Source organism: Arthrobacter sp. StoSoilA2 (assembly GCF_019977195.1).
Taxonomy (GTDB): Bacteria; Actinomycetota; Actinomycetes; order Actinomycetales; family Micrococcaceae; genus Arthrobacter.
This window is the reverse complement of record NZ_AP024643.1, coordinates 3,353,451-3,376,032: the sequence shown is the minus strand read 5'-3', so window position 1 is coordinate 3,376,032 and position 22,582 is coordinate 3,353,451. Positions and strand designations below refer to the sequence as shown.

Annotated in this window: 24 protein-coding genes; 11 read left to right on the top strand and 13 right to left on the bottom strand. The window is 62.0% G+C overall.

Going from position 1 to position 22,582, the window contains the following annotated elements:
- Positions 1-4: 4 nt before the first annotated feature.
- Positions 5-847: a hypothetical protein gene (locus LDN82_RS15300; RefSeq protein WP_224088203.1), complete on the bottom strand. Its 843-nt coding sequence runs from the start codon at positions 845-847 to the stop codon at positions 5-7.
- A gap of 13 nt (positions 848-860) precedes the next feature.
- Positions 861-1,874, bottom strand: a complete 1,014-nt coding sequence (gene dapD, locus LDN82_RS15295; protein ID WP_224088202.1) for a 2,3,4,5-tetrahydropyridine-2,6-dicarboxylate N-succinyltransferase — start codon at positions 1,872-1,874, stop codon at positions 861-863.
- A gap of 107 nt (positions 1,875-1,981) precedes the next feature.
- On the opposite strand from dapD, the gene dapE reads away from it, so the two are divergent.
- Positions 1,982-3,106, top strand: a complete 1,125-nt coding sequence (gene dapE / locus LDN82_RS15290; protein ID WP_224088201.1) for a succinyl-diaminopimelate desuccinylase — start codon at positions 1,982-1,984, stop codon at positions 3,104-3,106.
- Between the two features lie 96 nt (positions 3,107-3,202).
- Here dapE and LDN82_RS15285 read toward each other — a convergent pair whose 3' ends face one another.
- From LDN82_RS15285 to LDN82_RS15270, 4 genes are all read right to left on the bottom strand, one after another.
- Positions 3,203-4,066 carry an amino acid ABC transporter permease gene (locus LDN82_RS15285; RefSeq protein ID WP_224164863.1) on the bottom strand — a complete coding sequence of 288 codons (864 nt, stop codon included), beginning with the start codon at positions 4,064-4,066 and terminating at the stop codon, positions 3,203-3,205.
- The gene (locus tag LDN82_RS15280; protein ID WP_223933760.1) at positions 4,063-4,713 is read right to left on the bottom strand and encodes an amino acid ABC transporter permease; all 651 of its coding nucleotides are present in this window, start codon (positions 4,711-4,713) and stop codon (positions 4,063-4,065) included. Before LDN82_RS15280 ends, LDN82_RS15285 begins: the two co-directional genes overlap by 4 nt.
- A gap of 96 nt (positions 4,714-4,809) precedes the next feature.
- A complete protein-coding gene (locus LDN82_RS15275) occupies positions 4,810-5,691 on the bottom strand; it encodes a glutamate ABC transporter substrate-binding protein (RefSeq protein ID WP_224164861.1) in 882 nt (293 codons plus the stop codon).
- Between the two features lie 76 nt (positions 5,692-5,767).
- On the bottom strand, positions 5,768-6,523 hold the full coding sequence (locus tag LDN82_RS15270) for an amino acid ABC transporter ATP-binding protein (protein WP_216924118.1): 756 nt from the start codon (positions 6,521-6,523) through the stop codon (positions 5,768-5,770).
- A 163-nt stretch (positions 6,524-6,686) separates the two neighbouring features.
- On the opposite strand from LDN82_RS15270, the gene LDN82_RS15265 reads away from it, so the two are divergent.
- The 4 genes from LDN82_RS15265 (at position 6,687) to LDN82_RS15250 (ending at position 9,554) form a co-directional block, all read left to right on the top strand.
- Positions 6,687-7,526, top strand: a complete 840-nt coding sequence (locus LDN82_RS15265) for a TIGR00730 family Rossman fold protein (protein WP_224088199.1) — start codon at positions 6,687-6,689, stop codon at positions 7,524-7,526.
- An 18-nt stretch (positions 7,527-7,544) separates the two neighbouring features.
- Positions 7,545-7,886: a DivIVA domain-containing protein gene (locus LDN82_RS15260; protein ID WP_224088198.1), complete on the top strand. Its 342-nt coding sequence runs from the start codon at positions 7,545-7,547 to the stop codon at positions 7,884-7,886.
- Positions 7,887-7,966: 80 nt separating this feature from the next.
- A complete protein-coding gene (locus LDN82_RS15255) occupies positions 7,967-9,157 on the top strand; it encodes a hypothetical protein (RefSeq protein ID WP_224167548.1) in 1,191 nt (396 codons plus the stop codon).
- 229 nt (positions 9,158-9,386) lie between these two features.
- On the top strand, positions 9,387-9,554 hold the full coding sequence (locus LDN82_RS15250; RefSeq protein ID WP_064721643.1) for a DUF3117 domain-containing protein: 168 nt from the start codon (positions 9,387-9,389) through the stop codon (positions 9,552-9,554).
- 123 nt (positions 9,555-9,677) lie between these two features.
- Here LDN82_RS15250 and LDN82_RS15245 read toward each other — a convergent pair whose 3' ends face one another.
- Positions 9,678-10,310, bottom strand: a complete 633-nt coding sequence (locus tag LDN82_RS15245) for an O-methyltransferase (protein ID WP_224088197.1) — start codon at positions 10,308-10,310, stop codon at positions 9,678-9,680.
- A gap of 236 nt (positions 10,311-10,546) precedes the next feature.
- Between LDN82_RS15245 and sigE the strand changes: the two genes are divergently transcribed.
- From sigE to LDN82_RS15230, 3 genes are read left to right on the top strand one after another with little or no spacing between them, the layout of a single operon-like run.
- Positions 10,547-11,170 (top strand): RNA polymerase sigma factor SigE, encoded by a 624-nt coding sequence (gene sigE / locus LDN82_RS15240; protein ID WP_224088196.1) that lies wholly within the window; start codon positions 10,547-10,549, stop codon positions 11,168-11,170.
- Positions 11,171-11,177: 7 nt separating this feature from the next.
- Positions 11,178-12,134 carry a hypothetical protein gene (locus tag LDN82_RS15235; RefSeq protein ID WP_224088195.1) on the top strand — a complete coding sequence of 319 codons (957 nt, stop codon included), beginning with the start codon at positions 11,178-11,180 and terminating at the stop codon, positions 12,132-12,134.
- A gap of 31 nt (positions 12,135-12,165) precedes the next feature.
- Positions 12,166-12,564 (top strand): Sec-independent protein translocase TatB, encoded by a 399-nt coding sequence (locus LDN82_RS15230; protein WP_224088194.1) that lies wholly within the window; start codon positions 12,166-12,168, stop codon positions 12,562-12,564.
- A gap of 30 nt (positions 12,565-12,594) precedes the next feature.
- On the opposite strand, the gene LDN82_RS15225 is transcribed toward LDN82_RS15230, so the two are convergent.
- Genes LDN82_RS15225 through LDN82_RS15215 form a run of 3 tightly spaced genes read right to left on the bottom strand, consistent with a single transcriptional unit; the run spans position 12,595 to position 15,724 of the window.
- A complete protein-coding gene (locus LDN82_RS15225) occupies positions 12,595-13,722 on the bottom strand; it encodes an Mrp/NBP35 family ATP-binding protein (RefSeq protein ID WP_224164859.1) in 1,128 nt (375 codons plus the stop codon).
- A gap of 3 nt (positions 13,723-13,725) precedes the next feature.
- The gene (locus LDN82_RS15220) at positions 13,726-14,451 is read right to left on the bottom strand and encodes a DUF1003 domain-containing protein (protein ID WP_224088193.1); all 726 of its coding nucleotides are present in this window, start codon (positions 14,449-14,451) and stop codon (positions 13,726-13,728) included.
- Positions 14,444-15,724, bottom strand: coding sequence for a CBS domain-containing protein (locus LDN82_RS15215; RefSeq protein WP_224164857.1), 1,281 nt, complete (start codon positions 15,722-15,724; stop codon positions 14,444-14,446). The genes LDN82_RS15220 and LDN82_RS15215 overlap by 8 nt, the downstream gene beginning before the upstream one ends.
- 76 nt (positions 15,725-15,800) lie before the next feature.
- Between LDN82_RS15215 and LDN82_RS15210 the strand changes: the two genes are divergently transcribed.
- Entirely contained in the window at positions 15,801-16,622 is an 822-nt protein-coding gene (locus tag LDN82_RS15210) for a general stress protein (RefSeq protein WP_224088192.1), read from the top strand.
- Positions 16,623-16,734: 112 nt separating this feature from the next.
- Here the strand turns inward: LDN82_RS15210 and LDN82_RS15205 are convergent, their stop codons facing one another.
- The gene (locus tag LDN82_RS15205; protein ID WP_224088191.1) at positions 16,735-18,318 is read right to left on the bottom strand and encodes an aminopeptidase P family protein; all 1,584 of its coding nucleotides are present in this window, start codon (positions 18,316-18,318) and stop codon (positions 16,735-16,737) included.
- An 80-nt stretch (positions 18,319-18,398) separates the two neighbouring features.
- On the opposite strand from LDN82_RS15205, the gene LDN82_RS15200 reads away from it, so the two are divergent.
- Together LDN82_RS15200 and LDN82_RS15195 are read left to right on the top strand one after the other, a co-directional pair.
- Positions 18,399-19,247 (top strand): PHP domain-containing protein, encoded by an 849-nt coding sequence (locus LDN82_RS15200; protein WP_224088190.1) that lies wholly within the window; start codon positions 18,399-18,401, stop codon positions 19,245-19,247.
- 153 nt (positions 19,248-19,400) lie between these two features.
- Positions 19,401-19,763, top strand: a complete 363-nt coding sequence (locus LDN82_RS15195; RefSeq protein WP_224088188.1) for a hypothetical protein — start codon at positions 19,401-19,403, stop codon at positions 19,761-19,763.
- Between the two features lie 13 nt (positions 19,764-19,776).
- On the opposite strand, the gene LDN82_RS15190 is transcribed toward LDN82_RS15195, so the two are convergent.
- Together LDN82_RS15190 and LDN82_RS15185 are read right to left on the bottom strand one after the other, a co-directional pair.
- Positions 19,777-20,640, bottom strand: a complete 864-nt coding sequence (locus LDN82_RS15190) for a site-specific DNA-methyltransferase (RefSeq protein WP_224088186.1) — start codon at positions 20,638-20,640, stop codon at positions 19,777-19,779.
- A gap of 8 nt (positions 20,641-20,648) precedes the next feature.
- Positions 20,649-22,358 (bottom strand): DEAD/DEAH box helicase, encoded by a 1,710-nt coding sequence (locus LDN82_RS15185; protein ID WP_224088184.1) that lies wholly within the window; start codon positions 22,356-22,358, stop codon positions 20,649-20,651.
- Positions 22,359-22,582 lie beyond the last annotated feature (224 nt).

The window sequence follows — 22,582 nt, the reverse complement described above, 5'->3', positions numbered from 1 at the left end:
CCAGTTAGGTAGTGGGTGCCGAGACCGTGATGGTCACTGACTCAGACGGTGCCGCCGACGCAATCCACCCGCTGCGTTTTTCCCTGTTCCACGTCTGGCCGCCAACATCCACTTGCGTGATGGAGAGGGACTTGGCATTGGCCACTGCCCAATGGGCAACTGCCCATGCTTGCGTACCGGTGATATCCAGTTGCACCGAGCGGCCCTGGACTGTGGCGCGCTGGGGGCCGAACGCCGTCGTCAGTTCTTGTACGACGGCGGCAGGGTCACCAGCTGCTTCAGGCATCCGGAGTTCACAGGTCAGCGCGGATTCGGAATGACCGGTGAGGGCAGAAGCGAAGGCACGCCCCATGTTCTCGTGCTGGGCGTATGCCCGAGGGAACGCGGAGCGCTGGACCTGCTGGGCTGCCTGGGTAATTTCCATGGTCTCGTAACCGGGAATTTTGATGAGGCCGTTATAGAAGGCGTTTGTCGCATAGACGGGGTCCATGACCTGTGCCTCGGTTCCCCAGCCTTGCGATGGCCTCTGTTGGAACAACCCGCGGGAATCAGGTCCTGCATCGTCACCATAATTGATGTTCCGTAGCTTGGATTCCTGCATCGCGGTGGCGAGGGCTATGCTTGCCGCCCTTGGTGGAAGTCCGCGCTGAACGGAGATAGCCGTGATGAGCGAGGCGTTGGCCGCCTGGTCGGTAGCCAACTCGTAGCTTTCGGAACCCATGACGGCGAGGCAGCGCTCCGAGACCAGGGTCTCGGAGCGCTGCAGTATGGCAACTATCGCGTAGATAGCACCGGCCACGAGGGCCAGCGCAAGCACCGCAACAATGGCGCGGCGGAACCGGCGCATTGCTTGTCTTCTGCTAGTTGGCGTGGAGTGCCTCGTTCAACTCCACGGTCTGGCCCTTGCGGGGCAGGACTTCCACGCCACCGGTTGTGGAGTTGCGGCGGAACAGCAGGTTGGGAACACCGGAAAGCTCGACGGCTTTGATGATCTTGCTGGTATCTTCACCGTTCTCATCCTTGGGACCAGGCACACGGACGCGGGTGCCGGCGGTGACGTAGAGGCCGGCTTCCACCACGGAATCGTCGCCGATGCTGATGCCGACGCCGGAGTTTGCACCAAGCAGAACGCGCTCGCCCAAGGCAATCTTTTCCTTGCCTCCGCCGGAGAGCGTACCCATGATGGAGGCGCCGCCGCCGACGTCCGTGCCGTCACCGGCCACCACTCCAGCGGAGATGCGGCCTTCCACCATGGACGTGCCGAGGGTTCCGGCGTTGAAATTCACGAAGCCTTCATGCATCACAGTGGTGCCCTCAGCGAGGTGCGCACCCAAACGGACGCGGTCAGCGTCGGCGATCCGCACGCCTGTGGGGACCACGTAGTCAACCATGCGCGGGAACTTGTCAACCCCGTAAACCACGACGTTGCCGCGCTTACGCAGGCGCGCACGCGTCATTTCAAAACCTTCGACGGCGGCTGGACCGAAGTTGGTCCATACGACGTTGGGGAGCTTGCCGAAGACGCCATCCAGATTGATGCTGTTGGGCTTGACCAAGCGGTGCGAAAGGAGGTGAAGACGCAGGTAAGCATCGGCGGTGTCGGCCGGCGCGGCGTCGAGGTCGATCTGGGCGAAGACCACTTTTTGCTCGGTACCGCGATCGGCGTCTTTGCCGTCGTCGGCCAGGGCGGTGAGTGCGGGATCGGCATTCTCGACGTCGCGAAGGGTTTCAGCGGCTACACCCAGGGCAGGCGCCGGGTACCAGACATCCAGCACGGTTGCTTCCCCGGACGGCGAGGTTGCGATGGTGGCGAGGCCGAATCCGTAGGCTGATCGGTGGTTTGCGGGCACAGCAGAGGAAGCAGTTTCAGTCATGGCCCCAGTGTATCGACCGCCCATGGCACGGCTGAAACCCGTCTCACCCCGGGGTAGGTCGCATTTGTTGCCCGGAACACAGCGGCCCGGAGCGTTAAGGTGGAGTGGTGACCCTTAACCCTGCCCCCGCCCTGCTGGACCTGCGCCAGGACGTCGCCTTGCTGACCGCCGCGCTCATCGATATCAACAGTGTCTCCGGCAACGAGACTACGCTCGCCGATCTCGTCGAGGCCGGCCTGCGCGCCATCCCCGAATACACCGTGGTGCGCGACGGCGACGCCATCGTTGCCCGAACCGAACTTGGCCGCTCCGAGCGCGTCATCCTCGCTGGACATTTGGACACTGTGCCGCTGCCCACGGTGGAAGGCTCGTTGGGCACCGTTCCGGCGACGTGGGAGTCGGGCATCCCCGGGGAAGGTGTGCTTTATGGCCGCGGGACTACCGACATGAAGGGCGGCGTTGCCGTGCAGCTCGCACTCGCGGCGACCCTGTTCGACGACGGCAAAGAGCCGGACAAGGATGTCACCTTTGTCTTCTACGACCACGAGGAAGTGGAGGCAGTCAAGAGTGGCCTGGGCAGGCTGGTCCGCAACCATGGCGACCTGCTCCTGGGGGACTTCGCCATTCTCCTCGAGCCCACACACGGCACAGTTGAAGGGGGCTGCAACGGAACCAGCCGGTTCGAAGCGACCACCATCGGCGAAGCCGCCCACTCGGCCCGTGCGTGGATGGGAAGCAACGCCATCCACGCTGCTGCACCAATCCTCGCCCGCCTCGCAGCCTACGAGCCGCGGACCATCAACGTGGACGGCCTCGACTACCGGGAGAGCCTCAATGCGGTCAGGATCAATGGCGGCACGGCAGGCAACGTCATTCCGGACCGCTGCGTCGTAGAGATCAACTACCGCTTCGCTCCGGACAAGACGCCGGACCAGGCCGAGGCCCACGTGCGGGAGCTCCTGGAGGGATTCGACGTCGTTCGAACGGACGCTGCTGCCGGCGCCCGGCCCGGACTGAACCACCCTGCAGCTGCGTCTTTCGTGGCCGCAGTCGGCGCGGAACCAAAGCCCAAATACGGTTGGACCGACGTCGCGCGTTTCAGTGAGCTGGGCATCCCGGCCGTGAACTTCGGACCCGGGGATCCATTGCTGGCACATAAGGACAATGAACATGTCGACGCCGGTGCCGTCCGGGAATGCCTTCGTGTTCTCCGGTCGTGGCTGGTTCGCTAAGGTCCAAATGCACTCTGCAAGCACATAAAAAGAAGGTCCGCAGCCGAATGAACGGCTGCGGACCTTCTTTTCATGACTAACGGAATGTTCCCGGTTCTACTTCGCTTCAGATCCCGGGACGTTTACCTCAAGGTCAACGGTCTTGATGGCCGAAGCCATACCTCCTGCGGCCTTCTTGGAGCCGCGCCTTTCGATCCAGATCGCAAGTCGGGAAACTGACAGGTTGATCAGGATGTAGATCGCGGCGCCAACGAAGAAGGCGGAGAACAGCAGGCTGGGTTCCAGGTCCGAGATCAGCTTCACCTTACGCAGCAGTTCCTCGTAGGCCACGATGTAGCCAAGCGAGGTGTCCTTGAGGAGGACGACCAACTGTGCAATGAGTGAGGGGAGCATGCGGCGGATTGCCTGGGGGAACTCGATGCTCATCCTGGACTGGAAGCTGCGCAGGCCAATGGCCAAACCTGCCTCGCGTTGTCCCTTGGGAAGTGACTGTATGCCTGCCCTCAGAATTTCGGCAAAGATCGCCGCGTTGTAGAGGACCAGGCCGCTGACAACTGCTATGAAGGGGCTGGTGGCGAACACCAGCAGCACGAAGAGGATCATGAGCACCACTGGCATACCGCGGAGGAACTCAAGGACCACCTGCGTGGGCACCCGGATCCACGAGATCAGCGAGATACGGAGCAAACACAGTGCGACTCCGAGGGGGAAGGCAATGACGGCTGCAATGCCGGCTGCCTGCAGGGTGGCAAGGACGCCGTAGCCGAGCTGCGTCCATACGTCCTTTGCAGACTCGTTAACAAAGACTTCCCAACGGGAGGCGTTGAATATGCCCTGCGAAGACAGGATGACAATGGCTCCCACCACGCCACCGGCAATGATGATGGACCCGACAACTGAACCAATGAGGGAAACGCGGCGGGCCTTGGGGCCTGGTACGTCATAGAGAACCGAAGTCATCGGGCAATCGCCACCTTTTTCTCGACGAAGTGGGCCAACAAGCCCAGAGGCACTGTGATCAGCAGGTAGAAGAATGCCACACCGATCAAGATCCACATGACTGCGTCACCATGGCTGTTTGACAACTGCAGGCCGTAGCCGAAGAGCTCCAGGACAAAGAAGGCACCCGCCACGGATGAGTTCTTGACCAGCGCAATCATGATGTTGATCAACGGGGGTACAACGGTGCGAACGGCCTGGGGCAGGACCACCAGGCCCAAAACCTGCGTGAACGTCATGCCAATGCTGCGGGCTGCCTCGGCCTGTCCGACCGGGACGCTGTTGACGCCGGATCGCACAGCTTCAGCAACAAATGCTGCGGTGTAGCTGCTCAACGCGATGATGGCGGCCACTTCAAATTGTTCAAACTTGACGCCAAGCCGGGGAAGCACGATTGCTGAGAAAAAGAAAATTATTGTGAGTGGGGTGTTTCTGGCGACTTCAACATAAAACGTGCTGAAGCCCCGTAAGGCTGCCACGGGCGAGACACGCATTGCGGCGAGCAGAGTACCTGCTGCCAGCGCGATCACGCCGGACACGACGGCTAGAAACAGGGTTCGGAGAAATCCGTCCCAATATTGGGGGAGGCTTTCGAAGATGGCGTCCATTGGCTTCCTTCGGCTGCGGCGGAAAGGTAGGGAGTCCTCAAGGTCGGTGGCTGCCGCCCTTCCCACGAGGGGAGGGCGGCAGCCACCGGCTTCCGACTAGTAACGGTCGATCTTGGGCAGCTCAGGAGCGGTCTTGATGACCTTTCCTGCTGTTGCTTCCCAGGCCTTCTTGTAGGTGCCGTCCTTGGCGAATTCCTCCAACTGGTCATTGATCCAGTTGCGGAAGACCGTGTCGTCCTTCTTCAGGCCGATGCCGTAAGGCTCTTTTGTGAAGGTTTGGTCCGAAGCGAGCTTGAAGGCGTCCGGTTCCTTGTCAACGTAACCGGCGAGGATCACGTTGTCCGTGGTGACGGCGACAACCTGCTTGTTGCGCAACGGCTCCAGGCAAGCGGTGTAGTTGGCGGCCGGAACCAGTTCGGCGCCGTACTTTTCAACGATGGTCTTGGCTGGCGTGGAACCCGTAACGGAGCAAACTTTCTTGCCCTTCACGTCCTCGGGCTTGGTGATGGAGTTGTCGTCCTTGTTCACCAACAAAGCCTGGCCGGCTTCGTAGTACGGACCCGCGAAGGCGACCTTCTGCTTGCGAGCATCGTTGATCGTGTAGGTGGCAATGACGATGTCAACGCGGCCCTGCTCGATGAACGGTTCACGGTTGGCGGAAACAGTTTCAACCCATTCGATCTTGTCAGGTTCAATGCCGAGCTTGGCGGCGATGGCCTTGCCGATTTCGACGTCGAAGCCGACAGGCTTGCCGTCAAGGCCCTTCTGGCCGAACAGCGGCTGGTCAAACTTGGTACCAATGGTGATCTTCTTGGCCTGGTTCAACTTCGCCATCGTGGTACCGGCCTCGAAGCTCGCCGAGGCAACAGGCGGAGTGGTGGTGCCACTGCCTCCACCACAGGCGCTCAGCGAGAGGGCCAGTGCAGCCGAAGCGGCCACCAGGAGAGATTTCCTCCGGGTAATAAAAGCCTTCTTCATGACATTCCTTTCATTGGTTGGCCGTCGTACGGCCTGGGTGCGGTCCGTGCGGGCCTGGATGCGGGTCAGCAGGGAGCTAGTGGGTCAGAAGCTTGGACAGGAAGTCCTTGGCGCGGTTGCTCTGCGGATTGGTGAAGAATTCCTCGGGTGTTGAATCTTCCACGATCTGGCCATCGGCCATGAACACGACGCGGTCGGCTGCCTTGCGGGCAAAGCCCATCTCGTGGGTAACCACGATCATGGTCATGCCTTCCTTTGCCAACTGGATCATGACGTCCAGGACCTCATTGATCATTTCGGGGTCCAGAGCCGAGGTTGGCTCGTCGAACAACATCACCTTGGGCTTCATGGCAAGTGCGCGGGCAATGGCCACGCGCTGTTGCTGGCCACCGGAGAGCTGCGCGGGGAGCTTGGGAGCCTGGTGGCCGACGCCGACACGTTCCAGGAGGGCCATGGCCTCCCTTTCCGCCGTGCCCTTGGCGACGCCCTTCACCTTGATCGGTCCCAGCGTGACGTTCTCAAGGATCGTCTTGTGGGCGAACAGGTTGAAGGACTGGAAGACCATTCCCACGTCTGCACGCAGGTGGGCGAGTTCCTTGCCTTCTTCCGGGAGCTTCTTCCCGTCGATCGCGATGTCGCCGTCGTCGATCGTTTCCAAACGGTTGATGGCACGGCACAACGTGGACTTTCCGGAGCCGGACGGCCCGATGACCACGACGACTTCACCCTTCCGAACCTGGAGGTTGATGTCTTTGAGGACGTGCAATTGACCGTAGTGTTTGTTGACGCTGTTCAGGGAGACGAGCGCATCGCCGGACACTTGAGTAGTCATAGGACGAATCTAGCGAACAAAGACACAATTATGACCACGGTCACGGCAAGTTCCTCCAGATCGTGACTGAACAGAAACCTGCCCTCCAGCGATATACCAGACTGCAATGCAAGAACCGCGTCGTAGCGTCTTCGCTTGCATTCATCCGCGCTAGCCTTGGGCAATGAGCATTAGCCAGCACCCGATTTCCGGCCCCGACGCGAATGGCCACGTCGCGGGCGTCAATGTGCCCCTGCCTTCGGAGATTCCACCGGCCAAGCACAAGGGTCCTTTGGAACTGCGACGCAAACAGGCAGACACGGGAATGTCCGATCAGCATTTACTGGACACGAGCGGTGCCGGGCAATTCATCCACACCGATCCCTGGCGCGTCCTGAGGATTCAGAGCGAATTCGTTGAGGGCTTTGGGGCCTTGGCCGATATTGGTCCGGCGGTCAGTGTTTTCGGTTCTGCCCGTACCAAACCGGGAACCGAGTACTACGAGATGGCAGTGGATGTAGGACGCAAGCTCGCCGAAGCCGGGGTCGCAGTGATCACCGGCGGCGGTCCGGGCTCCATGGAAGCCGCCAACAAGGGTGCTGTTGAGGGCAACGGCGTATCCGTCGGGCTGGGCATTGAGTTGCCGTTCGAGCAGGGCTTGAACCAGTGGGTGGACCTGGGCATCAACTTCCGGTACTTCTTCGCCCGCAAGACCATGTTCGTGAAATACGCCCAGGGCTTCGTCGTCTTGCCCGGCGGACTTGGAACCTTGGACGAGCTGTTCGAGGCAATGGTCCTGGTACAGACACGAAAGGTGACATCGTTCCCGATCGTGCTGCTGGGTGTCCGCTTCTGGGGTCCAATGATTGAGTGGATCCGGGACACTTTGGTTGCTGAAGGGATGGTGTCTGAAAAGGACCTGGACCTGATCCAACTGGTGGATGACCCTGCCGATGCCGTCCACCGCGTCTTGCACGGTGCTCCGCTTCCGGCCACCACCAATGGAAACCAGCGCCCGGAGTAGGCGGCTGTTTCTGGCACGATGGTGGCTGTGAGCTTTTTCCTGGTGTTTGTCGCGATTGTCCTCATTGGTGCCGCATTGTATTTTGGGGCCGCCATCATCCGTGGCGGCTCCGTCGGAGCGGGCCTGGATGACCCGGTGCCCAACTTGCCTCCGGTGCTGCTCCCGGAGAAGGCCGCAGCCACAGACATCGACGCCGTGCGCTTTGCGCTGGGGCTGCGTGGTTACCGCATGGACCAGGTGGACCAGGTCCTTGATGAGTTACGGGACCAACTGGTGGCCAAGGACCGTGAGATCGAGAGACTCAGCGCGTTGGTCCAATCAAAGCTTGAGAATGGCGGCGCCCAGCGGACCACGCCGTGAGTACAACTCCACGTATCCGTTTTGGCGGGGAGGGACCTACTGCCCGCCTGTCGCGCGGTATCTCCGCCGCGGGAGCCCGGATGGCACAGTGGCCGTGGTGGCTGCAGGTTTCGTTGGTTTTTGTCGTGGCCCGGGTGGTCAGTGCCTGCATCTTTATGGCGGCTGCCGTTCATCAGGGAGTGAATCCTTGGTTCCCGCCCGCCCCCGACTACTGGAACTTCATCACTATCTGGGATGCGCGCTGGTATTCCCAGGCAGCGGACAACGGCTACCCCTCCGTGCTCCCGGTGGATGCAAACGGGGTAGTCAAGGAGAACGCCTGGGCCTTTTATGCCCTGTTCCCGTTTCTTGGACGGGGACTCTCCGCCATTACGGGACTCGGGACTCTGCAGGCCCTCACTGCCATAGCCATGGTTGCGGGCCTCGGTGCTGCCTTGGTGATCTTCAAACTATTCAGGGAAGCAGCCAGCCGGCGCACTGCGATGTGGGGCGTCATCTTCGTGTCCGCATTCCCGGTCTCCCCAATTCTCCAGGTACCCTACGCAGAATCCCTGAACCTCCTGCTGCTGTCCGGCTCATTGCTTCTGGTGGTCCGGCGACGCTACGTGACAGCCATACCTGTAGTGCTGTTGATGTGTTTGTCCAGGCCCACGGGAGTCCCCTTCGCTGCCATGCTGGGCCTCCTCCTGGTCTGGCGGCTCTGGCAGCACTTCAGGCCATCAGAAAATGATGACAAGCCCCGGGCAATGGCTTCGTCCGCGCCGGAACTCCTGTCCCTGGGCGCCCTGGTGCTGGCAACCGGACTCGGAGCCCTGGCCTGGCCGGCTATAGCCTGGGCAGTCACGGGGGACCCCAGCGCCTATACGCGGACGGAAACTGCCTGGCGAGGACACGATCTGGTGCCCTTCAAGCCGTGGTTCGATACCGGACGGATGCTGTTCGGTCCGGTTCTTGGCGTGTTGGCGCCCTTCGTTTTCGTCGGCTTGTTCGTGCTGCTGATGATTTCAAAGCCTGTTCGCGCACTGGGAACGGAAATGCGACTTTGGTGCGCCTGCTACATGGGTTATTTGCTGGTATTCCTGCATCCCCAGACCAGTACTTTCCGGATGTTGCTTCCTCTTTTCCCGCTTGCCCTCGGTGCGGCGCTGCTGTCCGGGTCCAAGGCATACAGGGGAACCGTCGTCGTCATGTTTGTCCTCCTCCAGATCGTCTGGGTGGTTTGGCTTTGGGCCTGGGCGCCATTGCCTGGAGGCGGAGACTATCCGCCATAACCGGACCGCCCGCCGTCGGGAAGTGTGTTTGTTCCGTGTGGGGGTAATTAGTCCATTGATTCGCTACGGAGCAGTAAGTACGGGATAATGGAATACGAGCAAGGACAAAAGCACCTAAAAGTGCCCGGCCAAGGCGGCCTCCCAAGCGGTGCCGCCGGCTGCAATTGCGAAGCGGATCCAGCCCGGCCGGGTTGGGCGTGACTTGGGACAAATGGAGGGGATTTTCCTAATGGCGGCTATGAAACCACGTACTGGCGACGGCCCTATGGAAGTAACCAAAGAGGGACGCAGCCTGATCATGCGTGTGCCGCTCGAAGGCGGAGGACGGCTTGTAGTCGAGCTCAATGCCGCGGAGGCGGAGAACCTCAAGGAATGCCTCGTAGGCGTTACCGAATAGATTCATAGGCAGGCTGGATTCAAAAGACCAGGGCCCGGCGGGAGCCGGAGCCCTGCTTTTGTTTAAGCAGCAGCGTGTTTCTTGGGGGCCGTTCTTTAAGAATGTCCGCTAAATGGCAATTGCCTATTTTTTGACGGCCACCAGAAGTCCGTCGCCGGTGGGAAGCATCGCAGAGGCCAGGCGGTCGTCGTCGCGAATGGATTTGCCAACTTGCCGAAGAACCACAGTGGTGGCGTCGCGGGCTGCCGGATTTGAGACGCGGTCCTTATCCAAGGCGTCGTTGATCACCAAGGTGCCACCGGTCTTGAGCAACCGGACAGCCTGTTCAACGTAGCGGGGAAAGTTCGGCTTGTCGGCGTCGATGAAAACAAGGTCATAGGCGGAGTCCGTGAGGCGTGGGAGGACGTCGGCGGCCCTTCCTGAGATGGTCCGGGTACGGTTGGCGGGGCTGCCCGACTCCAGGAAGGCTTCGCGGGCGGCCTTGAGGTGTTCGACATCGACGTCGATGGTGGTCAGGACGGCTTGTGGACCCAGGCCCCGCAACAGGCAAACACCTGAGACCCCCGCGCCCGAGCCAACCTCAACTACTGTCTGTGCCTTTGAAGCCGCGGCAAGGACTGTCAACACCGCGCCAACGCCGGGGCTGATGGGCTTGACTCCCAGCTCGAAGGACCTCTCCCGGGCGCGCAACAACACGTCATCTTCAGCAGGCAGATCTTCTGCATAGGACCAGCTGGTTGACTTGTCGGCACTCATGAAGGGTTCGCTTTCCGCGCGTAGGGGTGTCTGTACCAGCCTACTGTGTCCGGTGATCCAAACCCCCTGTTCGCACCCGTCCCGGGATTGTGTCTGCGGCAGGATTTCGCCTTGCGTGGAAAATGTGCCTTAGTCAGGAAATTCCCAGACAAACTTGGGATGATATTGATCCGGTCATCCACGTGGTGGGCGGCACCGGAGGAGTCCGGTGAACCACAGTTTGAGGGGAGTGGACGATGCCGGCATCGCATGCTGCGCCAGTCCAGATATCGGAGAGCCTTGAGGCCGTTACGGACTGGGTCGCGCCCAGCTGGGAGGACGTGGTCGCCAACCACTCCGCCAAGGTGTACCGCCTTGCCTACCGCCTGACCGGAAATAAGTTCGACGCCGAGGACCTCACCCAGGAGGTGTTTGTCAGGGTTTTCCGTTCGCTGGAAAACTTCAAGCCGGGCACCCTGGACGGGTGGCTGCACCGGATCACCACCAACCTTTTCCTGGACCAGGCACGTCGTAAGAGCCGGATCCGCTTTGACGCCCTCGCCGAGGACGCCGAATCACGCCTGCCGGGCCGTGAGCCAGGCCCCGAGCAGAGCTTCGAACACAACAACTTGGACCTTGATGTCCAGCGTGCGTTGGAAGAACTGCCACCGGATTTCAGGGCTGCCGTTGTTCTATGCGATCTTGAAGGATTGTCCTATGACGAGGTGGCGGAGGCGCTGGGCGTGAAGCTGGGCACCGTCAGGTCCCGTATCCACCGTGGCCGCACCATGCTGCGGGAGAAGCTCGCCCACCGTGACCCCCGTCCGGCTGAAGCCCGCAAGCCCCGCCTGAAGATGCCCCGCATCGCCAGCATTCTTTAGGTAGTCGATGCCTCGACGCCACATCCGTCCGGGTGCCCTGTCACGTCGCAAACTGGCTGCACGTTACAAACTGGCTGCCCTGCGCCACACCCGGAACCCGGAGCACCTTCGGCATTGCCCGGAGTGCCGTGCTGCCCTGAACAGGGAGCGGCAGTATCTTGAACGGCTCCGCGGAGCAGCGGTGCCCGAAGCCAGCCAGGACCTGACCGCGCGTTTGCTCCAGCACACACAACGACTCGCGGATGAGCAGGCCGCGCCGGTCGCAAATCCACGGACCAGGCGTGGTGCATGGCGGGCCCTTCGAATCGCCGGCGTGGCCGCGGGCACTCTCACGGCAAGTGCAGGTGCGCTGGGCCTTGCCGCATATGCGGTGGCAGGAGATACCGCGCCGCAAGCAGCCATCGGTGCAGGCAACGGCGCTTCATCCCTTTCCAGTGCATTTACCGGCGGCCCCGCGGAACTGATGATGACGTCGGAATCCGTGGCGACGCCGGACTTCCGCCCCACCGGGCCCGTGAATTTGAGTTCCGAACAGTTGGATGCCCTGCGGGACCAGGGATGGGCCTGTCCTGAACTTGGCGGTATGGGCTTCCACGTCGTAGCCGCCAAGGCCACCATGCATAACGGTCACCCGGCAGTGGAACTCCGGCTTGAAAGCAACGGCCATTACGCCACTGTCGTGGAAGAGCACCTGCAGGGTTCGGACATCGCCGTCACTGGACGACCGGCATCGGCGCAACTCTCCCTCACGCAGGGGACGCCGTGGGAGGCTGTATACCGGACCTCCGCAGCAGTCCTCAGCTACTCATCGGACCTCCCGGCTGATGTAGCCGACGACGCCGTTCCCGAGTTGGTTCGTGCAGGGGACTCCATGGTCAGCAACAAAGCTCCGCAAGCCTCCGAGACGTGGTCCGAACGGATGATCCGCGGCCTCCGGACACTGCTCCGTCCCGCTGGTTTATGACCGGCACCACAGACAAGGTAATCTTCGTAGCGTGCTTGGAATCAACGGCCCGGAGTTCATACTCCTTCTGATTATCGGCGTACTCGTCATCGGTCCCAGCCGTTTGCCCGAATACACTCAAAAGCTCGCAAACCTGGTGAAGGAAGTCCGCCGGATGGCCTCCGGGGCACGCGAGCAGATCAAGGAAGAAGTCGGCATCGACATCGATGAGGTCGACTGGAAGAAGTACGATCCCCGCCAATACGATCCGCGACGCATCATCAAGGATGCGTTGCTTGACGATGATTCCAAGCCCGTCAACGCAGGCGCGCCGGCTGCTGCGGCGACAGTTGCAGCCGCAGCAGTGGACACGAAGCCCAAGGCTCCGGCCCGCATCATTGAGCGGCTCGCCGAAGGCGAGGCCGCGCCTTTCGATACCGAAGCTACGTAAACTTCGGAGTCTCTTTCGAAACGCGGTGGCTCAGCGCGGCTGGATTCCCAGCGGCATGCCGGACAATCCGCGCGGACGCGTTGCCAACATCCCTGCAATGCCTTCCAACGCCTTCGCAGCAGCAGTTTCGCCCGCGGCAAGGACTACAGGCTTTCCGGCGTCACCGCCCTCACGCAAGCGGATGTCCAAGGGAATCTGGCCGAGCAGGGGCACGTCGCTGCCCACAGCAGCACTCAGACGCTCAGCGAGGACGGCACCGCCGCCACTTCCGAACAATTCCATGCGACCGCCGTCTGGCATTTCCAGGAAGGACATGTTCTCGATGACGCCGGCAACCTTCTGGCCGGTTTGGGTTGCGATGGTTCCGGCCCGTTCGGCGACGTCCGCAGCGGCGGCCTGCGGGGTGGTTACCACGAGGATTTCGGCGTTCGGGAGGAGCTGGGCCACGGATATCGCGATATCGCCTGTTCCGGGAGGCAGGTCCAGGAACAGGGCGTCGAGGTCACCGAAGTAGACGTCCGTGAGGAACTGCTCCAAAGCGCGGTGCAGCATGGGACCACGCCACGCCACGGGCTGGTTTCCCGCAACGAACATGCCAATGGATATGACCTTCACCCCGTAGGCCACAGGAGGCAGGATCATGTCATCCACCTGCGTCGGTTTCTGCGTGATGCCCATGAGCCCCGGGACGGAGAAGCCGTGCACGTCAGCGTCCACGATACCCACCCGCAAGCCCTGTGCGGCCAGGGCACAGGCGAGGTTGACGGTGACGGAAGACTTACCTACGCCGCCTTTTCCGCTGGCCACTGCGTAGACCTTCGTCAAGGAGCCAGGCTTGGCAAATGGGATGCCCCGCTGGCCACCCGGACCGCGCAGTTGTTCCTTCAGGGCCTCGCGCTGGGCGGGGGTCATGACCTTCAGCTCCACGTCAACACCGGTGACGCCTGCGATGCCTGACAACGCAGTGGTCGCATCCGCCGTAATGGTGTCGCGGAGCGGGCAACCGGCGATCGTGAGCAGTACTGCTACATGGACGTTGCCGTCGTCGGTGGCTGACACCGACTCCACCATGCCAAGTTCGGTGATTGGACGCCGCAACTCGGGGTCGATGACGGTTGCCAGGGCAGCGTGAAGTGCCTCGGCCGATGGGGTGGTCATGGGTTACGCTCGGCTTTCAGGATTTTCGGTAGGGGCCGGCTTCGCGCTGGAGTGCTGCGGCCCCGGACGTTGCGGGCGTACTTTGGGGATCTGTTGCGTGCGTGGTCCACGCGACTTGTCCCGTTTCTCCTTGAGCTTCTCTTTGACCTTGTCGGCCGAAGACTCGTTTCCCTCTGCTGCCGCTTCGCTCTCCCGCAGTTCCTCCTGGGCATCGATGATGTCTTCCAGCAGGCTGCGGAGCTCGGCGCGGACGTAGTCGCGGGTGGCTACTTCACGGAGTGCGATTCGCAGGGAAGCCAGTTCACGGGTCAAGTATTCAGTGTCTGACAGGTTCCGCTCGGCCCGCTGGCGGTCCTGCTGCAGCGACACCCGGTCCCGGTCGTCCTGACGGTTCTGGGCCAGCAGCAGGAGCGGTGCCGCGTACGAAGCCTGCAGCGACAACATGAGCGTCAAGAGCGTGAAGCCGAGCTCCACGCGGTCGAACTGCCACTCCGTGGGCGCAAACGTATTCCATGCCAGCCAGAAGAGACAGAAGACCGTCATGTACACGAGGAACTGCGGCGTACCCATGAAGCGCGCAAAACCCTCCGTGGCATTGCCGAATGCGTCAGGGTTGGGGGAGAACTTGGGCAATATGCGTTGACGCCCGCTCAGCGGCGTGTCCAGGCTGCCGGGACTGTTCGTACGTCCAGTGGACCTGGGGGATCGGGGGGCGTTGTTATCAGCCAATGCGGCCTCCGAGTTTCCTTATAGGGGCGTCGTCCTCGTGAGCGCGCCAGTCATCGGGCAACAGGTGATCCAACACGTCATCAACAGTCACCGCCCCCACAAGGCGGCCGTCGTCGTCGACGACGGGCAGGGAGTTCAGGTTGTACGTGGCCAGGGTCCGGGCTACTTCGCTGATGTGCGCCTGGTCCGACAACGGCTCAAGGTTCTTGTCAACAAGGTTTCCCAGCGGCTCCGGCGGAGGGAAGCGCAGGAGTTGTTGTATATGTACAACGCCCAGGAAGCGGCCGGTGGGCGTTTCCAGCGGAGGCCGTGTGATGAAGATGGAGGACGCCAACGCGGGGGAGAGTTCCTCGCGGCGGACATGGGCAAGTGCTTCGGCGACCGTGGCTTCAGGAGGAAGGATGACGGGCACAGGTGTCATGAGGCCACCTGCAGTGTCTTCGTCGTACTCCAGGAGACGCCGGACATCTTCGGCTTCCTGGGGCTCCATGAGCTGCAACAGTTCTTCCGCTTGGGCGGAGGGGAGTTCGGCGAGGAGGTCGGCGGCGTCGTCGGGGTCCATTTCTTCCAGGACATCGGCGGCCCGTTCCACGTCCAGGGCGGACAGGATCTCCACCTGGTCGTCCTCGGGAAGCTCCTGGAGGACGTCTGCCAATCGTTCGTCCTGAAGTTCGCTTGCCACTTCAAAGCGGCGCTTGTCGCTCATCTCCTGCAGGGCTTCGGCGAAGTCGGCAGGCTTGAGGTCCTCGTGCGTGGCAACGAACTGTGTGGCGGCCTGGGGTTCGTTATGCCCGCCGGTCTGCGCGTCCGCCCAGTCAATGATCAGGGTTTCGTTGCGGCGGAGCCTGCTCAGGGGGGACAAGGAATGCCCGCGACGGACGAAGAGTTTGCTGACGAACCAGTCCTTGGACCGGTGCTGGTCCATCGCGATGTCCTCGATCGTTGCATCGCTGCCATCGGCAAGGGTGACGCGGCGATCAAACATTTCCGCGACCACGAGCGTTTCCGCGCCCCGTTGTTCGAAACGACGCAGGTTCACCAAGCCCGTGCAAATGATCTGGGTCTGGTCGATGGAGGTGATCCGGGTCATCGGTACGAAGACGCGCTTCTTGCCGGGCACTTCCACCACGATGCCTACGACATGCGGGGCGCCGCGGGTCCCCCGGGAGAGCACGACGACGTCGCGCAACCGGCCTAAACGATCGCCCAGGGGGTCGAAAACGTCCAAGCCGAGCAGACGCGCGACAAAGACGCGTGAGGGATGTGTGCTCATGTTTACAGGCTACCGAGTCTGCTCTCTTTTAGCTGAATTCCAGCCGCTTCACATCTACATGCGACACAATGGGGCTATGTCAAACATTTTTGGTGCTCCTAAAGCCGTTGAGGAGTCCCGCAGCGTACCCCAGGGCGACACTGTTGGCTCGTACACCTCATATTTGGATGCCCAAAAGGCGGTGGACTACCTCGCAGACCAGCAGTTCCCCGTGCACCTGGTATCGATCGTGGGCAACGACCTCAAGATGGTGGAGCGGGTCACCGGGCGGCTGAGCTACCCACGCGTTGCCTTGTCCGGTGCTTTGAGCGGCATGTGGTTCGGCCTCTTCGTCGGCGTCATGCTTTCCTTCTTCACGCCCGCTGGCGGCACCTTCTCCATCATCACGTCCGTGCTTATGGGTGCGGCTTTCTTCATGCTGTTCGGCATCGCCACGTACGCCACCCAGCGCGGCAAGCGCGACTTCACGTCCACAAGCCAGGTGGTCGCCACCAATTACGATGTCATTGTTGCCATCGAGGCAGCCCACGAAGCCCGCAGGTTGCTCCACCAACTGCCGATGAATTCCGCACAGGCTGCCACCGGGCAAGCACAAACTTACGGTCAGCCAAACGCGCCCTTCCAGCAGCCCGGCCAGGCCCCTGATCGTCCTGCCACCTGGAACGATCCCTATGGCCAGCGCGGACCGGAGCCCACCGAATCCGCTGCCTCCGGCGCGCAGGCTCCTGCTGCACAGCCAGTACAGAACCCGACGCCGTCACCCGTGCGCTATCCGGACCTGCCCGATGGCCGCCCCCAGTACGGTGTCCGGGTCACGGAGGGCCAGAATGCCCCCCGGCCCGAGGAACACCGGCAAGAGGAACAGCGGCCCGGGAACGGAGATTCCCACAAGCAATAGCTGTATAAGAAGCACAAAGGGAAGGCCACCGGATGTATGCATCCGGTGGCCTTCCTTTTGTTCTGATGTCCGCTGTGCTGTTGTCTGCCGGACCGGGTCCCCTTGCTGGAGGCTAGCCCGCAGCTTCCTGGTAGATGCCGGCCATCCAGGACTCGACGTCGTCGGCTTTGCGTGGCAATGCCGCGCTCAGGTTCACGGGGCCATCCGCGGTCATGAGGATGTCGTCCTCGATGCGGACACCGATGCCACGGTATTCGGCGGGAATGGCGAGGTCTTCGTTCTTGAAGTACAGGCCGGGCTCGATCGTGAAGACCATGCCCTCAGTGAGGATTCCATCCAGGTAAAGCTCACGCTTGGCCTGGGCACAGTCGTGGACGTCCAGGCCGAGGTGATGGCTGGTTCCGTGGGGCATCCAGCGGCGGTGCTGCTGGCCTTCGGGGCTGATGGCTTCCTCGACAGAGACAGGCAGCAGACCCCATTCAGCAAGGCGCTCGGCAAGCACCGTGGTGGCTGCAGTGTGGATGTCCCGGAATTTCACGCCGGGCTGTGCGGCGGCAAACCCCGCATCGGCGGCGTCCAGGACAGCTTCGTAGACCTTACGCTGCACCTCGGTGAACGCGCCGTTTGCCGGCAGGGTCCGCGTGACATCCGCTGTGTACAGCGAATCAGCCTCCACTCCTGCGTCAAGCAGCAGGAGTTCACCAGCGTTGACGGGGCCCGAGTTGCGGGTCCAGTGCAGCACCGTGGCGTTGTTGCCTGAAGCCGCAATGGTGTCGTAGCCGAGTTCGTTGCCTTCTTCGCGGGCACGGGCGAAGAAAGCGCCTTCAACCACGCGTTCGCCGCGCTTGTGCGTCAAAGCACGTGGGAGGGCGCGCACGACGTCGGCGAAGCCTTCCACGGTGGCGGCAACGGCGATCTTCATCTGCTCGATCTCCCACTCGTCCTTGATCAGGCGGAGTTCGGAGAGTGCTTCACTGAGCTTTTCGTCCAAAGCATCGAGTTCGCCCAGATCAAGGTTCTCAGGATCCTTGGCCGTGTTGTAACGGGCAGTGTCCACCAAAGCATCGATGTTCTCATCTACCTTGCGGACCAGACGGATGGAGATGCCGCCGATTTCCGGCGCGCCCACGTTCTTGGTGATGGCCAGTTCAAGTTCGGAAATGTGCGCCGTGGGCAGACCCAGGCGGGCTTTGAATTCTGCCAGTGTGGGCCGTGCGCCAATCCAGAATTCACCGGCCCGGGAGTCGGCGTAGAACTGTTCGGTATCGCGGCCAGCCAGGGGACGGAAGTACAGGGTGGCAGTGTGGTGGCCGCCGTCGTCGCCCTTTCCTTCACCGGCCGGTTCCAGGATCAAAACGGCATCCGGCTCGTGGTCCAGGCCCAACCCCGTGAGGTGGGCGAATCCGGAGTGCGGGCGGAAGCGGTAGTCGCAGTCGTTTGAGCGGACCTTGAGCGGACCGGCCGGGATAACGAGCCGTTCACCCTTGAACAGTTCGGAAATTGCGCGACGGCGGCGGGCAGCGTGGTCTGCGACGGCGTCACGAGCGGGGTTCACCTGCGGTGAGGGCGCCCAGTTGCTGGCCATGAATGCCTTGAAGGCATCGGATGTGGGCCGCTGCGAACGGTTGTTGACGCGTTCTTGCAGGGGCTGGGAATCTGTGGATTCCGCGTACGGGGTGTTTTCGGCATCATTCACCGTTACATCGTCCCACCAGTTTCGTGAGGAGGCCAACGGCGCAACACCCCAAGCCGGTCCGCATCCCATAGGCTGGGAAAGTGAGGATAGACCTGCATACGCACTCGAATGTTTCCGACGGAACCGAGACCCCGGCCGGGGTGATCATTTCGGCCGCAGCTGCAGGCCTGGACGTCATTGCGTTGACGGACCACGATTCCACTGATGGCTGGGAGCTTGCTGCTGCCGCCGCCAAGGAACATGGAGTCACTTTTGTTCCGGGAATGGAGATCTCGTGCCGGACGGAGCAGGGAATCAGCGTCCACCTGTTGAGCTACCTGCATGATCCTTCCCACCCCGGGCTTCTTGAAGAGATCACCAAGTCAAAGGACGCCCGGCTTACTCGCGCTGAGCGCATGGTCACCCTGCTGTCCGAGGATTATCCCTTGACGTGGGACGACGTCATCCACCATGTGGCTCCTGGTGCCACAGTAGGGCGCCCGCATATCGCGGATGCCTTGGTCGCTGCCGGCGTGGTCGCGGACCGCTCCGAGGCCTTCACGTCCATCCTCACCTCGCATTCGCGATACTTCGTGCAGCACTACGCACCCGACCCCGCTACCGCCGTCGAACTTGTCCGTGCCGCTGGCGGCGTGCCGGTCTTCGCGCACCCGGTCGCTTCAGCGAGGGGACGGATCGTGGGGGAGCGGACGTACCGGGAGATGATAGACGCCGGACTGCTGGGCCTGGAAATCGATCACCGCGACAACCCTGAAGAAGGACGTGCCTTTCTTCGCACCATGGCGTCCGAGCATGGGCTGCTCATCACGGGATCATCCGACTATCACGGAGCCGGCAAACCGAATCTGCTGGGAGAGAACCTGACATCCCCGGACGTCCTGGCAAGGATCGAGGAACTGGCAACCGGCAGCACGGTTGTGCGGCCATAAACGAGGACCACCGCTGCCCAGTACCACGGGTTCGGAAAATAGGTTGACGTGCTGCGGGGGAAGAGTAGTCTGGCGCTCGTGGGGGAGGCGGGCTGGGCCGCACCACTGAAGGTCTCATCGCAACCAATGACTCACCCCGTCGATGGAGCAATCATGTTCAAGAAATCCTTGGCTGCAACAGCCCTTGCAGCAGCTTTAATGTTCATCCCTGCCACAGCAAATGCCCTGGACTGCAATAACGTGAGCCGCCCGGCCTACACAGGCACCGAGTGGGTATTTGTGCCGGATATCAGCAGCAACGTCCACTTCAGCGGAAACTGGGGCTATGTGGAAGCCTGGGGCGCCTGGGTGTTCCTTCCTCCAGGCACGGTGCCTGATGTGCCCGGCGGTGAAGGGAATTATCAGAACGGCCAAGGCTTCGCACTGCTGGTCAACGCATTGTGTGATTCCTATGGGGCAGCCCTGGACAATAGGCAGGGCGAGCACGGAATCCAATTGATGCACGGGTGCGGCTGACCAGAAGACGCCTCTAGTTGCAGTGGAACGACGCCTTGGCGCCCAGCCGCTTCCGCATGACCTCAATGGCTTGCTCGTTCTGGTCCACGCAGACAAAGTTGCGCCCGAGCTTGGCGGCAACAGCGCCCAGGGTTCCTGATCCGGCAAAGAAGTCCAGGCACCAGTCGCCCTCGCGGCTCGAAGCAGAGACGATCCTGCGCACCAGGCCTTCGGGTTTCTGGGTGGGGTAACCGGTCTTTTCCCTGCCGGTGGGCGAAACAATGGTGTGCCACCAGACGTCCGTGGGGAGCTTTCCCCGCTCGCGTTTGGCAGGTGTGACCAGGCCGGGGGCCATGTAGGGTTCGCGGTCCACTTCGGCGTTGTCGAAGTGATACTTCGCAGGGTTTTTTACGTACACCAGGATGTTGTCGTGCTTGGTGGGCCAGCGGTTTTTGGCCCGGGCGCCGTAGTCGTAGGCCCAGATGATTTCGTTGAGGAAACATTCCCGGCCGAAGATGGCGTCCAACATCACCTTGGCGTAGTGCACTTCGCGGTAGTCCAGGTGCAGGTATAGCGTGCCGTCGTCGGCAAGGAGCCGCCAGGCCTCTACGAGCTTGGGTTCCAGGAAGGACCAGTAGTCGCTGAAGGCGTCATCGTAGCTGTGAAGGGCACCCTTGATGGTGTCGTAGGAGCGGCCCTTGAACCCGACGCGGTCGCCGTCGCCGTCCGCGTTGCGGACCATGCGCGTTTCCTGGCGGCGTTGGACCCGGCCCGTGTTGAAGGGCGGGTCCACGTAAATGAGTGTGAAGGCGCCGTCCGGCAGCGTCGGGAGGAATTCCGCGTTGTCCGCGTGCACCACCAGATTGCCGCCGTCCGGCGCCCAAACAGTTTCAGTCATTGAGGACTTTAGGCCTCGGAGGTACCGGACTGGGCGCCAGCGGTCCCGCCGGAAACCACTTCGCCGTTACGGCGGCGCGTGCGCGTACGGCGCGTGCGGGCCGGCTTCTCGGCATTTTCGCCGGTAGCGGTACGGGTTTCGGAGGAACCGGCAGCAGGGGCGGCATCGGCTTCGGATGTACGACGGCGGCGCGTACGGTTGCGTCCGCCCTCGCCCTTGGATTCCGAGTTGGCTTCGGTGGACTTGGCTGCGTTTCCACGGCCACGGCCGCCGTCCCTGCCGCGGCCGCCATCGCGTCCGCCTTCACGGGATGAACCGCCGGAACGGGAGTTCTTCTTGCCTGTTTCGCCCAGGTCCTCAAGGACCTCGGCATCGACGCCGGCAAGGGTGCGCTTGTTGCGCGGGAGGCGGCCCTTGGTGCCCTCGGGAATGTCGAGGTCACTGTAGAGGTGGGGGGAAGAAGAGTAGGTTTCAACCGGCTCCGGAACGCTGAGCCCCAGTGCTTTGTTGATCAGGCCCCAGCGGGGCATGTCGTCCCAGTCGACAAAGGTTACAGCCGTTCCCTTGTTGCCGGCGCGGCCGGTACGGCCCACGCGGTGCAGGTAGATCTTTTCGTCTTCCACGCACTGGTAGTTGATGACGTGCGTAACGTCATCAACGTCGATGCCCCGGGCGGCAACGTCGGTGGCAACCAGGACGTCTACCTTGTTGTTGCGGAACGCGCGGAGAGCCTGCTCGCGCGCGCCCTGGCCGAGGTCGCCGTGGATCGCAGCAGCGGCAAATCCGCGGTCCACCAGTTCCTCCGCGACCTTGGCCGCGGTGCGCTTGGTTTTGGTGAAGATAATGGTGCGTCCACGTCCGCGGGCCTGGAGGATGCGGGCCACTACCTCGGTCTTGTCCATGCTGTGGGCACGGTAGATGAGCTGGCGGATGTCGCGCTTGGTGAGGCCTTCGTCGTTCGGGTCGGCCGCGCGGATGTGGGTGGGCTGCGTCATGTAGCGGCGGGCCATCGCGATGACCGGGCCGGGCATGGTGGCGGAGAAGAGCAGGGTCTGGCGAACGGCCGGCGTGCCGGCGATCAGTGTTTCCACGTCAGGCAGGAAGCCGAGGTCCAGCATTTCGTCGGCCTCGTCCAGAATCACCATTTTGACGTTCTTCAGGCTGAGGTGCTTCTGCTTGTAGAGGTCGATCAAACGGCCCGGGGTGCCAACCACTACCTCGACGCCCTTCTGAAGGGCGTCAATCTGCGGCTCATACGCACGGCCACCGTAGATCGTGGCGATGCGGGCGTTGCGCTTGCGGGATGCCGTCTGGAGATCGTTGGCTACCTGGACGGCAAGCTCACGGGTAGGAACGATGACCAGGGCCTGCGGGGCACCGGGGACGGCCAGCTTGGCGTAGCCGGGGTCATCGCGGCCTTCCACGCGCTGCAGTGCCGGAATACCGAAACCGAGGGTCTTGCCTGTACCGGTCTTGGCCTGGCCGATGATGTCGTGGCCGCTAAGGGCTACGGGCAGCGTCATGGCCTGGATGGGGAAGGGATGGGTGATACCGGCATCGGCGAGGGATTCGACGATGTCGGCGCGGACGTTGTAGTCAGCGAACGATTTCTCTTCGATCTCGTGGGGCGTCTCATCAGAGATGATCGTTTCCTCGGGCTCGATGGATTCGGTGCCGGTGGCGTCCGTCAGGACTTCATGGGTGTGCAATTCACTCACAGGGAGTTTCCTTATTCATTTGGGCATTGGCGCTGCATGCTCAACGGGTGGCGGAGCCGTACCGGAGCACGAACCGGCGCGCAAGCTAATCCAGTGGAAGCCGATCGCGGGCTATCTAAGTACTGGCACTGGTGACCAGCGGGCACATCTCAAGATCGCGTAGGGGCGGGCTTGTTGAGTTCAAAAATTAACTGAATCAACGACCGGGCATCCATTACTACAGG

What these genes read in the sequence shown, in the direction of transcription:
- LDN82_RS15300 (WP_224088203.1), bottom strand. Translation starts at nt 847, where the DNA reads ATGCGCCGGTTCCGCCGCGCCATTGTTGCGGTGCTTGCGCTGGCCCTC.
- dapD (WP_224088202.1), bottom strand. Translation starts at nt 1,874, where the DNA reads ATGACTGAAACTGCTTCCTCTGCTGTGCCCGCAAACCACCGATCAGCC.
- LDN82_RS15285 (WP_224164863.1), bottom strand. Translation starts at nt 4,066, where the DNA reads ATGACTTCGGTTCTCTATGACGTACCAGGCCCCAAGGCCCGCCGCGTT.
- LDN82_RS15280 (WP_223933760.1), bottom strand. Translation starts at nt 4,713, where the DNA reads ATGGACGCCATCTTCGAAAGCCTCCCCCAATATTGGGACGGATTTCTC.
- LDN82_RS15275 (WP_224164861.1), bottom strand. Translation starts at nt 5,691, where the DNA reads ATGAAGAAGGCTTTTATTACCCGGAGGAAATCTCTCCTGGTGGCCGCT.
- LDN82_RS15270 (WP_216924118.1), bottom strand. Translation starts at nt 6,523, where the DNA reads ATGACTACTCAAGTGTCCGGCGATGCGCTCGTCTCCCTGAACAGCGTC.
- LDN82_RS15265 (WP_224088199.1), top strand. Translation starts at nt 6,687, where the DNA reads ATGAGCATTAGCCAGCACCCGATTTCCGGCCCCGACGCGAATGGCCAC.
- LDN82_RS15260 (WP_224088198.1), top strand. Translation starts at nt 7,545, where the DNA reads ATGGTGGCTGTGAGCTTTTTCCTGGTGTTTGTCGCGATTGTCCTCATT.
- LDN82_RS15255 (WP_224167548.1), top strand. Translation starts at nt 7,967, where the DNA reads ATGGCACAGTGGCCGTGGTGGCTGCAGGTTTCGTTGGTTTTTGTCGTG.
- LDN82_RS15250 (WP_064721643.1), top strand. Translation starts at nt 9,387, where the DNA reads ATGGCGGCTATGAAACCACGTACTGGCGACGGCCCTATGGAAGTAACC.
- LDN82_RS15245 (WP_224088197.1), bottom strand. Translation starts at nt 10,310, where the DNA reads ATGAGTGCCGACAAGTCAACCAGCTGGTCCTATGCAGAAGATCTGCCT.
- sigE (WP_224088196.1), top strand. Translation starts at nt 10,547, where the DNA reads ATGCCGGCATCGCATGCTGCGCCAGTCCAGATATCGGAGAGCCTTGAG.
- LDN82_RS15235 (WP_224088195.1), top strand. Translation starts at nt 11,178, where the DNA reads ATGCCTCGACGCCACATCCGTCCGGGTGCCCTGTCACGTCGCAAACTG.
- LDN82_RS15225 (WP_224164859.1), bottom strand. Translation starts at nt 13,722, where the DNA reads ATGACCACCCCATCGGCCGAGGCACTTCACGCTGCCCTGGCAACCGTC.
- LDN82_RS15215 (WP_224164857.1), bottom strand. Translation starts at nt 15,724, where the DNA reads ATGAGCACACATCCCTCACGCGTCTTTGTCGCGCGTCTGCTCGGCTTG.
- LDN82_RS15210 (WP_224088192.1), top strand. Translation starts at nt 15,801, where the DNA reads ATGTCAAACATTTTTGGTGCTCCTAAAGCCGTTGAGGAGTCCCGCAGC.
- LDN82_RS15195 (WP_224088188.1), top strand. Translation starts at nt 19,401, where the DNA reads ATGTTCAAGAAATCCTTGGCTGCAACAGCCCTTGCAGCAGCTTTAATG.
- LDN82_RS15190 (WP_224088186.1), bottom strand. Translation starts at nt 20,640, where the DNA reads ATGACTGAAACTGTTTGGGCGCCGGACGGCGGCAATCTGGTGGTGCAC.